The organism is Coprococcus eutactus (assembly GCF_001404675.1).
In the GTDB taxonomy this organism is placed as follows: domain Bacteria; phylum Bacillota; class Clostridia; order Lachnospirales; family Lachnospiraceae; genus Coprococcus; species Coprococcus aceti.
Map to the genome: position 1 here is coordinate 120,012 of NZ_CYXU01000001.1, position 16,243 is coordinate 136,254.

Below are 16,243 nucleotides of genomic sequence, written 5' to 3' on the forward strand. Positions count from 1 at the left end.
TTTATTAAAAAAAGTTGTTTACAAACAGTGTAAATGGTAGTAATATATCAAAAACGATAAACGACTTGAGAAAAACACAAAAATAACAATATTTGCTTGAGAAACAAAAGCTAAAAGCAAAATATCGTTGTGAATGACAAAAACATGGAAAGGACGGAACAGGACATGATTGAGAATAAGAGAGCGGAGAATACCGGATTATACGACCCAAGCTTTGAGCACGATAACTGTGGTATCGGTGCCGTTGTCAATATCAAGGGTATAAAGACACATGACACAGTGAACAATGCACTCAAGATTGTTGAGAATCTTGAGCACAGAGCAGGAAAGGACGCAGAGGGCAAGACCGGAGACGGTGTAGGTATACTCCTTCAGATATCACATAAGTTCTTCACCAAGGCTTTAGCAGAGCTTGGATATGACCTTGGAAAGGAAGGCGATTATGGAATAGGAATGTTCTTCTTTCCACAGAAGGAGCTGGCGCGCAAGCAGGCTATGAAAATGTTTGAGGTCATAGTGGAGAAGGAAGGACTGGAGTTCATTTGCTGGAGAGAGGTTCCGACAACACCCGGAATCCTTGGCAAGAAGGCAATAGATGTCATGCCATGCATCATGCAGGCATTCATCAGAAGACCTGAGACAGTGAAGGCCGGTATGGACTTCGACAGAAAGCTCTACTTCGTCAGACGAATATTTGAGGAGAGCAATGATGACACGTATGTTCCATCACTTTCCAGCAAGACTATAGTATATAAAGGAATGTTCCTTGTCGGTGAACTCAGAAAGTTCTACAACGACCTTCAGGATCCAGACTATGAGTCAGCTATAGGACTTGTTCATTCAAGATTTTCAACGAATACAACACCATCATGGCTCAGAGCTCATCCATACAGATATCTGTGCCACAATGGTGAGATCAATACAATAAGAGGAAATGAGGACAAGATGATCGCCCGTGAGGAGACTATGGAGTCGACCATCATGCAGGATGAGATGTACAAGGTTATGCCTGTTCTTGATCCGGATGGATCGGATTCAGCAAGACTTGACAACTGTCTTGAGTTCCTTGTACTGAATGGAATACCACTTCCTATGGCAGTCATGATCACGATCCCTGAGCCATGGGAGAACGACAGAGCCATGAGTCAGGAGAAGAAGGATTTCTACCAGTATTACGCAACCATGATGGAGCCTTGGGATGGCCCTGCTTCTATATTATTCACAGACGGTGAGCTCATGGGAGCAGTTCTTGATAGAAACGGACTGAGACCATCGAGATACTATATCACAGATGATGATTACCTTGTGCTTTCATCAGAGGTCGGAGTTCTGGACGTAGATCCATCCAAGATCGTAAAGAAAGACCGACTCAGACCTGGCAAGATGCTTCTTGTCGACACGGTGAATGGACGTCTTATATCTGATGAGGAGATCAAGGAGAAATACGCGCTGGCAAAGCCTTACGGAGAGTGGGTAGACAGCAATCTTGTACATCTCGCTGATCTGAAGATTCCAAATATCAGAGTTCAGGAGTATACAGACGAGGAGAGAGCAAGACTTCAGAAGGCATTTGGATATACCTACGAGGATTTCAAGAATACCATATATCCTATGGCAGAGAAAGGTGCAGAGGCAATCAGTGCCATGGGTACTGATACACCACTTGCAGTTCTCTCGAACAGCCACAAGCCACTGTTCAACTTCTTCAAGCAGTTATTTGCACAGGTTACAAACCCACCTATCGATGCGATCAGAGAGGAAGTTGTCACATCCACATCGGTATATCTCGGAAAGGACGGTAACATCCTCGAGGAGAAGCCGGAGAACTGTCATGTGCTGAAGATCAACCATCCAATACTGACAAATACGGATCTTTTGAAGATCAAGAATATGAATGTTCCTGGCCTTAAGGTTGCGACACTTCCTATTCTTTATTATAAGAACACATCCATGGAGAAGGCTCTCGACAGACTGTTTATCGAGGCCGACAAGCTCTACAGGGACGGTGTAAATATCCTCATCCTCTCAGACAGAGGTGTGGATGAGAACCATGTTGCAATACCATCACTCCTTGCAGTATCAGCTATGCAGAAGCACCTGGTAAGAACCAAGAAGAGAACAGCGGTTGCGATCATCCTTGAGAGTGCTGATCCAAGAAATGTTCACCACTTTGCAACACTTCTCGGATATGGTGCATGTGCAGTCAATCCATATCTGGCAATAGAGACGATCAAGCAGATGGTAGATTCGCATCTGCTGAACAAGGATTTCAATGCGGCTGTCGATGATTATAACAGTGCAATATGCCACGGAATAGTAAAGATCGCATCCAAGATGGGTGTATCAACGATCCAGTCATACATGGGATCACAGATATTTGAGTGTATCGGTCTTTCAAAGGACGTTGTGGACAGATACTTTACAAATACAGTAAGCCGTGTTGGCGGTTCTGGTATAAAGGAGCTTGAGAAGACAGTTGATGATCTTCACTCATCAGCATTTGATCCGCTTGGACTTAACACAAACCTTGCCCTTACAAGCATCGGTGCACACAAGTTCAGAAGCGGCAAGGAGGAGCACCTGTACAATCCTGTCACGATACATCTTCTTCAAGAGGCAACAAGGCGCGGCGATTACAAGCTGTTCAAGCAGTACACAGCAGCGCTCCATGATGAGCAGAAGCCATTCCACCTTAGAGGTCTTATGGACTTCAAGTTTGCTGATAAGCCGGTTCCACTCGATGAGGTTGAACCAGCAAGAGAGATAGTCAAGAGATTCAAGACAGGTGCCATGAGCTACGGAAGTATATCACAGGAGGCACATGAGTGTATGGCCATCGCCATGAACGAGCTGGGCGGTAAGTCCAATTCAGGAGAGGGCGGTGAGTCGATAGAGAGACTTACGATCGGCAAGGATGGCAAGAATAGATGCTCAGCCATCAAGCAGGTAGCATCAGGAAGATTTGGCGTTACATCGAGATACCTTGTGAGTGCCAAGGAGATACAGATCAAGATGGCACAGGGAGCAAAGCCTGGAGAGGGCGGACATCTCCCTGGCGGAAAGGTATATCCATGGATCGCAAAGACAAGACTTTCGACACCGGGAGTAAGCCTTATCTCTCCACCACCACATCACGATATATATTCGATAGAGGATCTTGCACAGCTCATCTACGACTGCAAGAATGCAAACCGTGATGCGAGAATATCAGTAAAGCTTGTGTCTGAGGCTGGTGTAGGTACAGTAGCGGCCGGTGTTGCAAAGGCCGGAGCACAGGTCATCCTGATCTCAGGTTATGACGGAGGAACAGGAGCAGCACCTAACAACTCCATCCATTACGCAGGACTCCCTTGGGAGCTTGGACTTGCAGAGACACATCAGACACTTATCATGAATGATCTCAGAAATAAGGTCATCCTTGAGGCAGACGGCAAGCTGATGACAGGCCGTGACGTTGCGATAGCTGCAATGCTCGGAGCTGAGGAATTTGGATTTGCAACAGCACCGCTTGTAACAATGGGTTGTGTCATGATGAGGGTATGTAACCTTGACACATGTCCTGTCGGAATAGCAACTCAGAACCCAGAACTCAGAAAGAGATTCAGAGGTAAGCCTGAGTACGTGAAGAACTTCATGCTGTTCATAGCAGAGGAGCTTCGAGAGTACATGAGCAAGCTCGGCGTCAGAACAGTCGATGAGCTGGTTGGACGTTCAGATCTCCTCATGAGCAGCGACAGAGCAGATGAGAGAAATGTCATCCTTGATAAGATAATTAACAATCCTTATATAGATATGCCACAGAACAAGGTAAAGTATCACGAGAAGAATGTCTATGACTTCCAGCTTGAGAAGACAGTAGATATGAGAATTCTCATGAAGAAGCTTGGACCTGCACTTGAGAAGGGACAGAAGAAGAGCGTTGAGCTTGATGTGGTCAACACAGACAGATCTGTTGGAACGATATTCGGTTCAGAGATCACAAAGAAGTACGGCGAGTCACTTGATGAGGACACATACATCGTCAAATGCAACGGCGCCGGCGGACAGAGCTTTGGAGCATTTATTCCAAAGGGACTTACACTTGAGCTGGTGGGCGACAGCAACGATTACTTCGGCAAGGGTCTGTCAGGTGGTAAGCTGATAGTTTATCCGCCTCGTTCAGTTAAGTACAAGCATGAGGATAACATCATCATAGGAAACGTTGCACTGTACGGTGCCACAAGTGGTAAGGCATTCATCAACGGTGTTGCCGGCGAGAGATTTGCAGTTCGTAACTCTGGTGCCACGGCGGTCGTTGAGGGTGTTGGCGATCACGGATGTGAGTACATGACAGGTGGTAAAGTAGTAGTTCTTGGAACAACAGGCAAGAACTTTGCAGCCGGAATGAGCGGTGGTATCGCATATGTACTTGATATGGGCAACGATCTGTACAAGAGACTTAACAAAGAGATGATATCCATAGAGGCTGTGACAGACAAGTACGAGGTGAGCGAGCTGAAGCATCTCATCATGGATCATGTAAATTATACAAATTCAGAGATAGGCAAGAGGATTCTTGAGAACTTTGAGGGATATCTTCCAAAGTTCAAGAAGATCATACCAAAGGATTACAAGAAGATGATGAATATGATAGTTGCATTTGAGGAGAAGGGCCTGAGCCGCGAGAAGGCAGCTATCGAAGCATTCTACAAGGTTAAGAACGGAGGTAAGTAGGAATGGGAAAACCAACTGGATTTTTAGAATATGAGAGAAAGACAAGCGCAGAGCTTGCTCCTAAGGACAGAATCAAGAATTTCAATGAATTCCACACTCCGCTTAGCCGTGATGAGCAGAGAAAGCAGGCTGCAAGATGTATGGACTGTGGCGTTCCATTCTGCCAGGCAGGTATGAACATATGCGGAATGACATCGGGCTGTCCGCTGAACAACCTGATCCCAGAGTGGAATGATATGCTCTATAACGACAATCTTGAGCAGGCATTTGCAAGACTCAGCAAGACCAACTGTTTCCCTGAGTTTACAAGCCGTGTGTGCCCGGCTCTCTGTGAGAAGGCATGTACCTGTAACTTAAACGGTGATCCAGTGTCGGTCCGTGAGAACGAGAGAGCCATCATAGAGTATGCATTTGCAAATGACCTTGTAAATGATAAACAGCCAAAGGTTCACTCAGGCAAGAAGGTGGCAGTCATAGGTTCAGGTCCTTCGGGACTGGCCGTGGCAGACCAGCTGATCGGCAGAGGCCACGACGTGACTGTGTATGAGAGAAGTGACAGACCGGGCGGACTTCTCATGTATGGTATCCCAAACATGAAGCTTGAGAAGCAGATCATAGACAGAAGAATAGATGTCATGAAGAAGAGAGGAATAAAGTTCGTACTGAACACAGAGGTTGCAACCGGAAAGGCATCTGCGAAGGCTGTGTGTCCGAAGGATGATCAGATGACAGGTTATCTTAAGAACAAGAACCTCAAGTATGTGAAGGCTGAGGATCTGCTCAAGGAATACGACGCAGTTGTGCTTGCCTGTGGTGCAGCCAATCCAAGAGATATAAAAGCACCTGGAAGGGATGCAAAGGGAATCTACTTCGCTGTTGATTTCCTCAAGACTACGACAATGAGCCTTGTAAATTCGGGCTTTGCTGACAAGCAGTTCGTGAACTGTAAAGGCAAGAATGTTCTCGTCATCGGTGGTGGTGATACAGGAAATGACTGTGTGGGAACAGCAGTCCGTGAGGGCGCTGTCAGCGTTACACAGCTTGAGATGATGCCAAAGGCACCTGATACAAGAACACCAGACAATCCATGGCCAGAATGGCCGAAGATCTGCAAGACAGACTACGGTCAGCAGGAGGCAATAGCAGTATACGGACATGATCCTAGAATATATGAGACTACAGTCAAGGAATTCATCAAGGACAAGGACGGAAATGTCAAGGCAGCCAAGTGTGTGAAGCTCGATTGGAAGAAGAATCCTGAGACAGGAAGAATGACTATGACAGAGATAGAGGGAAGCGAGTATATCGTTGACTGTGATGTGGTACTCATCGCAGCCGGATTCCTCGGATGTCAGACATATGTGGCAGAGAGCTTTGGCGTGGAACTCAACGAGAGAACAAATGTCAAGACTCCATGTCCAAACTCATATACAACAAATGTTCCAAAGGTATTCGTAGCCGGAGACATGCACAGAGGCCAGTCACTGGTCGTATGGGCCATCCGCGAAGGCCGCGAGGCCGCCATGGCAGTAGAAGAGCTGCTGCTCGGATACACGAATCTACAGTAAAGGATAGACGTATTTGGTTCGTTCCCTGAGTGAATTATAAAAAATATCCCTAATACCACAGATATTGAGGTGTTAGGGATATTTTATTCTTTAAAGCAGGTGGTTTACCGGCAGGTACATAGGAAGTCCATCCTTGTACTGAAGGGAAACCTCGCCGATTATAAGAGGTCTGAGATATGCTTCCATCTCAGGTGTGACGTCATTCTTCTCAGGTGTGATCCACTCAAGCGGAATTGTCTTAGCCTGGTTGGCGATGAGAGATACATTCTCAGGTTCAATGATCCACTGGTATGGATCGTTAGAAACTCGCTTGATCGTGGACATAACAGCAGTCATTCCCTCGGCGGCGTATTTTACAGCAGCCTGGCCAAGTGCAAATGACTCGTTGATATCTGTCCTTGAGGAAATATGCGCTGCACATCTCTGGAGGACATTGAGCTCGATGGAACGAACCTTTATATCCATTCTGTCCTTAACAAGACTCTCGAGAGCCTTGCCGGTTCCGCTGAGCTGGGCATGTCCGAACTTGTCTGCCACAGCAGAAGTTGCGCTGATGTAGTTGCCATCCTTATCATGTATACCCTCAGATACGGCCACGATGACACATCTTGAAGTCTTTAATACATTTTTGATGTCCTCTATAAACTGATCCTCATCGAAGTCTACCTCAGGAAGATATATGAGATGAGGAGCAGGACTGTAGTCATTTCTTGCCAGACAGGATGCAGCGGTGAGCCAGCCTGCATCACGGCCCATGATCTCCACGATGACAACACTTGGTATCTGGTAGATGTAAGTGTCGTGGGCAATCTCCAGCATGGTGGATGCAACATACTTGGCTGCAGAGCCAAATCCCGGAGTGTGGTCGGTATGGCACAGGTCATTGTCAATGGTCTTAGGGATGCCGACGATCTTCACATCCGATCCGATCTTATTTGCATATTTGCTGAGTTTATCCACTGTATCCATAGAGTCGTTGCCGCCGATATAGAAGAATGCGGCAACCTGATATTCCTCAAATCTGTCAAATATTATCTCATAAGGTTTTGAGTCAACCTCAAAATCAGGAAGCTTGTATCTGCATGAGCCAAGGTACATTGCAGGGGAGAGCTCCAGAGTATTTACCAGAGGAAATTTTGAGAGGGCCATGAGGGACAGATCTATGAAATTATTGTCCAGCACTCCCTGGATCCCGTGAATTGCACCGTAAACTCTGGTGAATTTGTTGCTTTTCTTAACTCCGTCTATGACACCTGCCAGCGAAGCATTTATCGCTACGGTAGGACCTCCTGACTGAGCTACTATACAGTTATCTTTCATTTTGTAAATCTCCTTTGAAAGGTTTTCTTTTATTCTGGACTGCGCAGGAGTATGGTTATCTTTTTGCGGCCATAAACCATAAGTGCGTCCTTGATTATATCTTTGTTGGCATCGGTTGTGTGTATCTCAACAGTGTCCAGAAGCTTTTCGACATATGAGCACCAGAGGTCATAGATGATCTTCTGGTTCTTCTCACTGACAGGCGGAAGTGCAGCCTTTGCTTTTTCCAGATCGCAGTCAGCATCTGTCATGTAAATGAATGAATCAGGTGTGAGTGCTTCCTCACCGTATGCTGCGACAAATATCTCTTCTGTCCTGACAAATCCACAGTCATACATCTCAACTATGAGATCGTGGATACATTCATCGATATTATCGAAATAGTGGTAGTAACGGAGCAGATGAGCCTGATTCTCGTCCTCGATGTCATCACGGTTTATCCAGTACCCCTTGCTCTGGCTCTGTTCCTCCCTGATAGCCTCTTCCTGCATGAGATCGAGATCTCTCAGTGCCTCCTCGCGCTTATCGGCAAGCTTTCTTCTGACATACACCACAGTCATGACTATGAGTGCAAGCAGAAATACTCCGAGCAATACGCCGAATAACATTTGTAAGCTGGTTTTATCCATTTGGTGAACACCTGCCTTTCATGTTTGGAAATAATTATAAATTCCCATAAGTATCTATATTCTAACACAGGTAAGATTGGTATTTCAAGAAGGCATATAATGTCAATTATAGTGGTTAAAGTTCACGTGAAAAATTCTTGCAAGAGATGTAAAGGTAAGGTATAATGTGCTCATAGCTGAGATGTATTAAGTCTCTTGTGATTTTGAACCTACATTTGAATAAACGGGATTCCTATATCATTGTTATTGAAGTCAAGCCTCGTTATATAAGTTCTAGTGGAAGGCAGATATACAATTGCGGTTGCCCACCTAGCGCTGCTAGGACTCAAAAGCAAGGGCGCATTTCAGTTTATTACACAAGATGAAGAAGCAGCATGTATATGCTGCTTTTTCTCTGTATGTGGATATATTTGCGGAGAAATGGAGACAGGGGAATGCGAATAGATCAGAGGAAGAAATGGTATCAGAAGATCAAATACAATAAGAATTTTAAGATAGTGAGTTTCATAACTATAATTCTGGTATGTGTTGTCGGATATATGATGATAACAGGTAAAAACAGAGTAGGCGAAGAGACTGATGATAACAACGATGGTAATTCAGTGGAGACCATAGTTATAGAAGCTCCGGATGATCCGCTGGGAGATCTGAAGCAATATGTTGAAGCCGACACGGACAGTACAGAGATCGCGGAGTATGACTACACAATTCAGGGAGCAGGAACTGTGGCTTCAAAGAAGAAAGAGGATAAAGGCAGCAGCTCGTCAGGCACCGACAGAACCAGCGGGGGCAGCGGCTATGGCGGATCGTCAGTAGTTATATCCGGTATGGAGAACAGTGTCAGAGTCATCCTGACAAATGGCGGAGATTATTATCAGAGCTATGTGGAATTTACCTGCAGTACAGGATTTAACGTGACGAGCGATGGCAAGAAGAAAACCTACAAGGCGGATGAATTTGTATCACTTGGCAGCGACAACAAGGCCTCATCCATCATAGTTGAGCCTGAGAGTTCGGATGGAATGATAACAGTATCGAGTCTCAGCAAATCAAGCGGCACCCCGAGGTATCACGGAGCCCTTGAGATAACAAAGGATTCGTCGGGATACATGATCATCAATCAGGTAGATATAGAACAGTATCTGTATGGGGTAGTGTCAAGTGAGGTTTCATCGAGCTACAGCCCGGAGGCGCTCAAGGCTATGGCAATCTGCGCCAGAGGATTTACATATAGAAAGCTTGGAAGTAACTACAGGGGATACAATGCAGACCTTGATGACACAACATCGTGCCAGGTCTACAATAACTTCCCTGAGACGGGAAATTCCATAGATGCAGTCCAGTCCACATCCGGAATTGTACCTACATATAACGGAGAGATCATAAATGCTGTATATTTCTCAACATCGTGCGGAACGACTACCACGAGTGACCAGGTGTGGGGCGGAAGCATGCCATATACCTGTACACGTATTCAGAATACGGCGCTGGACATCCCATATTTCAGCGATGAAGCGGCATTCAGGGATTTCATGGATGGCAAGACGGACACAGATGTGGTTGAGAGAAATCTTCCTATGTACAGGTGGACGGTTACATACACAGAAGATGAGATGAGAAATGCGGTTGAGACCGGCCTTTCAAGATGCTCGGATGTGTCTGCGACATCGGTTGGCAAGATCAAGTCAATAATGGTGACGGGAAGAGATGACAGTGGACTTGTGAAGGAAGTTACGATAACAGGCGACAAGGGAAGCGTGGTAGTCAGCGGCCAGAGCAATATCCGAGTTCTGTTCGCCACGGATGGCAAGGCTATAACAGAGCAGGATGGATCAGAGCTCACGGGCTGGACAGGCGTTCCAAGTAATTTCTACTATGTAAAGAAGGATAATGACACAGGACTCTACACACTTAAGGGCGGCGGATACGGACATGGAGTCGGAATGAGTCAGAATGGTGCAAATGAACTGGCAAAGCTGGGATATACTGCAGCGCAGATAATAAGCCATTATTACAACGGAGCAGTTCTCAGTTCGGTTGAAAAGTAACGGAGAGAATCACTAATTATGAAGTTAAAGAAGCGCATAGTGCTCATATACCATAAAGTCAGATTGTTTATGGCAGAGATGAATAAGGATCAGGTGGCGGCATTTGCGGCACAGTCTGCTTTTTTCCTGCTGCTGTCACTGTTTCCACTGGCGATGACGTTGCTTACATTTGTCAAATATCTGCCATTCACAGAGACCCAGGTGTTGGAGATAATAAAGGAACTGTTCCCGGAGGAGATCAATTCCAATTTTGAATTCATGTTTGCAGAGATTTTCGACAGCAAGAGCTCACTGCTTGCCACCACAGCAACCATATTGCTCACAGTGTGGTCGGCGTCAAAGGGAACAATGGCTATAGGCCGCGGACTCACTTTCATGGCAGGCAAGGAGGACAGCGTCAATTATTTCCTCAGAAGAGCGATACACACTCTGTATACATTGATATTCTGTGTGATGCTGGTGGCGGTTATGGTCATATATATCCTCGGCGATGTAGTTGTGTCAAAAATGCTGGTGCGGCTGGATTCGGTGGAGAGATTCCAACTGGTGGATACCGTTGCGAATATCTTGTCGATCGTCAAGATAGCATTTGCCCCTACGGTTTTGTTTGGGGTTATGATCGTGGCATACTGGGCATTGCCGGTTGAGCGGGTGAGGATCAAGACCGCTGTGCCGGGAGCTGCATTTACGACCATACTCTGGATGCTTTTGTCATTTGGCGTATCGAGCTATATCAATATAGTGGGAATCAACACATATATGTATGGAAGCCTTGCAAGTGTGATATTGCTTGCACTGTGGCTTTACATGTGTATGTACGTCATGCTGATAGGCGCGGAGATCAACAAATTCATGGATAATGGAATCCGGGGAATAAGAAGGCGTGCGCACAAGGCCGGGCGTAAGAAGAGACGACTTGAGAGGAAGAAAAAGCGTGCGGAGAAGAGGCGGATGCGAAAAAATCGACATTTAAAGATGGACGAAGAAGTTGATGTAGAAGTAGATAAATGAAATAAAAGTAGAGTGTATTCAAGTTAAAGAATACTGCGATTGAGACGCATAGTGGCTCATATAAAAATACAAGTAGTAAGCGGGTAAAGAAAACAATTTCTATAAATGTAAGATATTACAGTGCATATTATAAAATAAAAGCCTCCTATTCTGGTGGAGTGGCAATTGATATTTTGGTAACTAAGGGGGCAGTCACAGCAAGTCTAGCAACAGGGTATACATTGTCTAAGCTTCTTTCAGATATAATAAGTAACTATGGAAGTACTGATATTAGGTCTCCTGGTATTGAAAACTGGGGGTATAGATTTAAATATGTAACAAATAGCAGTAAAGATGGATTTGATATTTATTTACTTACGTATAATAGTAAAGGAAGACTTGCAGATACAAAGAAAATAAAGAGTGAAAGATATAAAGCGATTTTGATATAAAAAGGAGAAAATATATGAGAGAAAAAAAAGCTATACTTCTGTTAGTACTTAGTGCATGTTTGTTTGCAATCGATTTTATCTTAAAAGGAGATTTGGGTAAGGTGATGTTTTATATAATCTTATTGATAGGCTGGATATTACTTTTGGCATCAATTGCTTTACAAATAAAGAAAAAGAAACGGGAAGATGATTAAATAGGAGTATGGTACTCGTAAGGTTTATTTTCACAATCAAGTTATATAATATTTCTGAAAATTGAATTGTTGTTGATCATGACAGTATGACAAAAAAGATGTTGACTAACACCCACATGTAGGTATATTATCTCTACAGGCAGTGACGATGCAAAAGATACGTATGTCGCCATCAGAGAGACTAGGTCAGCGGCTGAAAGCCCGGTCAGGTAAGAGTGCGTATTTAATTTCACATCAGAGCCACCACGGCTGAAGGATTGAAGATATCTGTTTTATCAGATGACAGATGTTGGTCTGTGTAGGGTGTGGCGTGTGACGTGCGACAAACGTCTAATGAGAGTCAGACATGGACAAGATACATAGAGTGTCTGGAATCAGGGTGGTAACGCGGATATAATTCGTCCCTAGTATGTATAACATGCTAGGGACTTTTGCGTTTACAGGGTGACAAGCGGCTGCGATGCGCGAGCTTGCTCGCATGCATCAGCAGACATTTGTCACCCGCGCGCGACATGAAACACGGAGCCCGGGAGGGCGGAGTGTGAATGCCGTGTAGGGATTGAGAGAGTGCGCAGCGCGGAGCAATCCCGGTAAACGCCCAAAAGAGGAATGAGCGCATAGCCCGATAGGGCGGAGCGCGAATTACTGTAGGAATTGCGGAAGCCGTAGGCGAGCAATTCCGTGACTTATATATGGAAGTAATTAATATAGGATCCACATTGAAATCCCTATAAATAGAAAAAGGAGAAACACGATGAGAGACAAGTTGGAAGCCATCAAGGCAGAGGCTCTTGCCAAGATCGAGAGCGCAGAGGTTGTATCGACACTTAACGATGTGAAGGTGGCGATACTCGGTAAGAAGGGAGAACTCACACAGGTTCTCAAAAGCATGAAGGATGTAGCACCGGAGGACAGACCAAAGGTAGGTCAGATGGTAAATGAGGCACGTCAGGCCATCGAGACAGCCCTTGACGAGAAGACAAAGGCCATCAACAGAGCACTCCGTGCAGAGAAGATGAAGAGAGAGACCATAGATGTAACTCTTCCAGGAGTGAAGAAGCTTACAGGACACAGACATCCAAACCAGATAGCACTTGAAGATCTGGAGAGAGTATTCATCGGTATGGGTTACGAGATAGTTGAGGGACCAGAGGTAGAGTACGACAAGTACAACTTCGAGCTGCTGAACATCCCTGCAAATCACCCTGCAAAGGATGAGCAGGATACATTCTATGTTACAAAGGATATCCTCCTTCGTACACAGACATCACCTGTTCAGGCAAGAATCATGGAGAAGGGCAATCTTCCTATAAGAATCCTCTCACCTGGACGAGTATTCAGAGCTGATGAGGTAGATGCAACACATTCACCATCATTCCATCAGGTAGAGGGACTTGTGATAGACAAGGGAATCACCATGGCAGACCTCAAGGGAACACTGGCGCAGTGGGCAAAGGAGTTCTTCGGTGAGAACACAAAGGTCAAGTTCAGACCTCACCACTTCCCATTCACAGAGCCTTCAGCAGAGTGTGATATCACATGCTTCAAGTGCGGCGGCAAGGGATGCCGAGTATGTAAGGGCAGCGGCTGGATAGAGATCCTTGGCTGTGGTATGGTTCATCCAAAGGTTCTCCGCGACTGTGGAATAGATCCTGAGGTATATTCAGGATTTGCATTTGGAATCGGACTTGAGAGAGTAACACTTCTCAAGTATGAGATAGATGACATGAGACTTCTCTACGAGAACGACATGAGATTCTTAGACCAGTTTTAAGTATGTGTCAAGTTTTCTGTGAAAACTTGACATGCAGCTCCAGCCATTTGCCGAAGGCAAATTTTGCATGGCTGGAGTTCAATGATAAATAGGAGGACAAATAGATGAATACACCAATTTCATGGATAAAGGCATATGTTCCTGATCTGGACGTGACAGCTCAGGAGTTTGTAGACGCCATGACTCTCTCAGGATCACATGTAGAGGGTTACGAACAGAAGGATAAGAATCTTGACAAGATTGTTGTCGGCAAGATTCTCACTATGGAGAAGCATCCGGATGCGGACAAGCTTGTAGTATGTCAGGTAGATGTTGGACAGGCGGAGCCTCTTCAGATCGTGACCGGAGCAAAGAATGTAAAGGTCAATGATCTCATCCCACTTGTACTTGACGGTGGTAAGGTTGCGGCAGCACACGGCGACAACAATGAGTACCCTGACGGAATCAAGATCAAGAAGGGCAAGCTCAGAGGCGTTGAGTCAAATGGTATGATGTGCGGTATAGAGGAGCTTGGTTCATCAAGAGACTTCTATCCGGAAGCACCGGAGGATGGCGTGTATGTATTCCCGGTGGAGTCAGGTGTGAAGCCGGGCGATGACGCTGTGAAGGCACTTGGACTTGACGATGTTGTTGTCGAATACGAGATCACATCCAACAGAGTTGATTGTTTCTCAATGATCGGTATGGCAAGAGAGGCAGCAGCTACATTTGACAAGTCATTTTACCCACCAGTGGTAACAAAGACAGGAAATGACGAGGACGTCAATGACTATATATCAGTAGAGGTAAAGGATCCTGACCTCTGCCCTAGATACACAGCAAGGGTTGTCAAGAACCTGAAGATCGGACCTTCACCAAAGTGGATGCAGCAGAGACTTGCTTCACAGGGAATCCGTTCGATTAACAACCTTGTCGATATAACAAACTACGTTATGGAAGAGTACGGACAGCCAATGCACGCATATGATCTCAGCACCATAGCTGGCAACAAGATCGTTGTCCGCCGTGCAAATGACGGAGATACATTTGTAACACTTGATGGACAGGAGAGAAAGCTCGACCATGACGTTCTGATGATCTGTGACGGTGAGAAGGAGATCGGTATCGCCGGAATCATGGGCGGCGAGAATTCCATGGTAACAGACAGTATCGATACACTGCTCTTTGAGGCAGCTTGCTTTGATGGAACAAATATCAGACTTTCATCCAGAAGGATCGGTCTTGCAACTGATGCGGCAGCCAAGTTCACAAAGGGACTTGATCCAAATCTTGCTATGGAGGCAATAGACAGAGCGTGTCAGCTCATTGAGGAGATGGGCGCAGGTGAGGTAGTCGGCGGAGCTGTCGATGTATATCCAAATCCTGTACAGGACAAGAAGCTCCCATTTGAGCCAGACAAGATGAATGCGCTTCTCGGAACAGATGTTGAGCCTGAGAAGATGCTGTACTACTTCGGCAGACTTGGACTCACATATGATGCAGAGACAAACACACTGGATGTGCCAAGCTTCAGACAGGATCTGAACTGCATGGCAGATCTGGCAGAGGAGGTTGCAAGATTCTACGGATACGACAACATTCCTGTATCACTTCCAAGAGGTGAGGCTACAGTTGGTAAGCTCCCATACGACCAGATGATCAATGCCATCGCAAGGGATGTCCTTGAGGCAAATGGTTTCTCTGGCGGTATGTGCTACTCATTCGAGAGCCCTAAGGTATTTGACAAGCTGCTTCTGCCTGCTGACAGCGAGTTTAGAAAGACCGTTACAATAGCAAATCCTCTCGGTGAGGACTTCAGTATCATGAGAACTGTATCACTGAACGGTGTTCTCACATCACTGGCAACCAATTATAATAGAAAGAACAAGATCGCAAGACTTTATGAGTTCGGAAATGTATACCTTCCAAAGTCACTTCCACTCACAGAGCTTCCAGAGGAGAGAATGAAGCTGACTATCGGTATGTATGGTCAGGGAGATTTCTTTGATCTCAAGGGAGTTCTCGAGGAGCTTACAGACAAGGTTGGTCTCAAGGGACAGGTGACATACGAGCCTGAGGCAGAGTACACATTCCTTCATCCGGGCCGTCAGGCAAAGCTCAAGAAGGGCAACCTGACAATTGGATTTATCGGACAGGTACATCCTGAGGTATGTGACAACTACAACCTTAAGGGTGAGGTATATGTGGCAGTCATCGATATGCCTACACTGGTTATGCTTTCAAACTTCGATACCAAGTACGAGGGAATCGCAAAGTTCCCTGGAAGTACAAGAGATCTGAGTCTTGTTGTGGACAAGGAAATATTTGTCGGACAGATAGAGGAAGTCATAAAGAAATGTGGCGGCAAGCTGCTTGAGAGCTACAAACTTTTCGATGTATACGAGGGTGAGCAGATCGCAAAGGGCAAGAAGTCGGTGGCTTACACCATGACATTCCGTGCTAAGGATAGAACACTTGAGACGTCAGAGGTCGATGGAATCATTGCCAAGATTCTCAAGGAGCTTGGAAAGCTTGGAATAGAGATCAGAGCGTAATATCTGGGCTGCACTGCATGG

At 45.6% G+C, this 16,243-nt stretch carries 10 protein-coding genes; 8 read left to right on the top strand and 2 right to left on the bottom strand.

Translation table 11 applies throughout. The annotated features are described in order from the left end of the window. Positions 1 to 165: 165 nt before the first annotated feature. Both gltB and ARA78_RS00585 read left to right on the top strand, forming a co-directional pair. Positions 166 to 4,713 carry a glutamate synthase large subunit gene (gltB, locus tag ARA78_RS00580; protein ID WP_055273595.1) on the top strand — a complete coding sequence of 1,516 codons (4,548 nt, stop codon included), beginning with the start codon at positions 166 to 168 and terminating at the stop codon, positions 4,711 to 4,713. A 2-nt stretch (positions 4,714 to 4,715) separates the two neighbouring features. After that, positions 4,716 to 6,281 (top strand): glutamate synthase subunit beta, encoded by a 1,566-nt coding sequence (locus tag ARA78_RS00585; RefSeq protein ID WP_015533221.1) that lies wholly within the window; start codon positions 4,716 to 4,718, stop codon positions 6,279 to 6,281. Positions 6,282 to 6,371: 90 nt separating this feature from the next. Here ARA78_RS00585 and ARA78_RS00590 read toward each other — a convergent pair whose 3' ends face one another. Further along, a complete protein-coding gene (locus ARA78_RS00590) occupies positions 6,372 to 7,601 on the bottom strand; it encodes a 6-phosphofructokinase (RefSeq protein WP_055143915.1) in 1,230 nt (409 codons plus the stop codon). A gap of 29 nt (positions 7,602 to 7,630) precedes the next feature. Beyond that, on the bottom strand, positions 7,631 to 8,230 hold the full coding sequence (locus tag ARA78_RS00595; RefSeq protein ID WP_133300860.1) for a hypothetical protein: 600 nt from the start codon (positions 8,228 to 8,230) through the stop codon (positions 7,631 to 7,633). 398 nt (positions 8,231 to 8,628) lie between these two features. Between ARA78_RS00595 and ARA78_RS00600 the strand changes: the two genes are divergently transcribed. The 6 genes from ARA78_RS00600 to pheT all read left to right on the top strand — a co-directional run bounded on the left by ARA78_RS00600 (position 8,629) and on the right by pheT (position 16,222). After that, the gene (locus ARA78_RS00600) at positions 8,629 to 10,278 is read left to right on the top strand and encodes a SpoIID/LytB domain-containing protein (RefSeq protein WP_242849631.1); all 1,650 of its coding nucleotides are present in this window, start codon (positions 8,629 to 8,631) and stop codon (positions 10,276 to 10,278) included. An 18-nt stretch (positions 10,279 to 10,296) separates the two neighbouring features. After that, complete coding sequence (locus tag ARA78_RS00605; RefSeq protein ID WP_055143919.1) at positions 10,297 to 11,289, top strand: YihY/virulence factor BrkB family protein; 993 nt, start codon at positions 10,297 to 10,299, stop codon at positions 11,287 to 11,289. A 158-nt stretch (positions 11,290 to 11,447) separates the two neighbouring features. Beyond that, positions 11,448 to 11,720: a hypothetical protein gene (locus tag ARA78_RS13795; protein WP_055273587.1), complete on the top strand. Its 273-nt coding sequence runs from the start codon at positions 11,448 to 11,450 to the stop codon at positions 11,718 to 11,720. Positions 11,721 to 11,734: 14 nt separating this feature from the next. Then, complete coding sequence (locus ARA78_RS00610) at positions 11,735 to 11,914, top strand: hypothetical protein (RefSeq protein WP_055279820.1); 180 nt, start codon at positions 11,735 to 11,737, stop codon at positions 11,912 to 11,914. 754 nt (positions 11,915 to 12,668) lie between these two features. Further along, positions 12,669 to 13,688, top strand: a complete 1,020-nt coding sequence (gene pheS / locus ARA78_RS00615; protein ID WP_055279821.1) for a phenylalanine--tRNA ligase subunit alpha — start codon at positions 12,669 to 12,671, stop codon at positions 13,686 to 13,688. Between the two features lie 104 nt (positions 13,689 to 13,792). Continuing rightward, positions 13,793 to 16,222 carry a phenylalanine--tRNA ligase subunit beta gene (gene pheT / locus ARA78_RS00620; RefSeq protein ID WP_055279822.1) on the top strand — a complete coding sequence of 810 codons (2,430 nt, stop codon included), beginning with the start codon at positions 13,793 to 13,795 and terminating at the stop codon, positions 16,220 to 16,222. Positions 16,223 to 16,243: the final 21 nt, after the last annotated feature.

What these genes read in the sequence shown, in the direction of transcription:
- ARA78_RS00600 (WP_242849631.1), top strand. Translation starts at nt 8,629, where the DNA reads ATGTGGATATATTTGCGGAGAAATGGAGACAGGGGAATGCGAATAGAT.
- ARA78_RS00585 (WP_015533221.1), top strand. Translation starts at nt 4,716, where the DNA reads ATGGGAAAACCAACTGGATTTTTAGAATATGAGAGAAAGACAAGCGCA.
- ARA78_RS00610 (WP_055279820.1), top strand. Translation starts at nt 11,735, where the DNA reads ATGAGAGAAAAAAAAGCTATACTTCTGTTAGTACTTAGTGCATGTTTG.
- pheS (WP_055279821.1), top strand. Translation starts at nt 12,669, where the DNA reads ATGAGAGACAAGTTGGAAGCCATCAAGGCAGAGGCTCTTGCCAAGATC.
- ARA78_RS00605 (WP_055143919.1), top strand. Translation starts at nt 10,297, where the DNA reads ATGAAGTTAAAGAAGCGCATAGTGCTCATATACCATAAAGTCAGATTG.
- ARA78_RS00595 (WP_133300860.1), bottom strand. Translation starts at nt 8,230, where the DNA reads ATGGATAAAACCAGCTTACAAATGTTATTCGGCGTATTGCTCGGAGTA.
- pheT (WP_055279822.1), top strand. Translation starts at nt 13,793, where the DNA reads ATGAATACACCAATTTCATGGATAAAGGCATATGTTCCTGATCTGGAC.
- gltB (WP_055273595.1), top strand. Translation starts at nt 166, where the DNA reads ATGATTGAGAATAAGAGAGCGGAGAATACCGGATTATACGACCCAAGC.
- ARA78_RS00590 (WP_055143915.1), bottom strand. Translation starts at nt 7,601, where the DNA reads ATGAAAGATAACTGTATAGTAGCTCAGTCAGGAGGTCCTACCGTAGCG.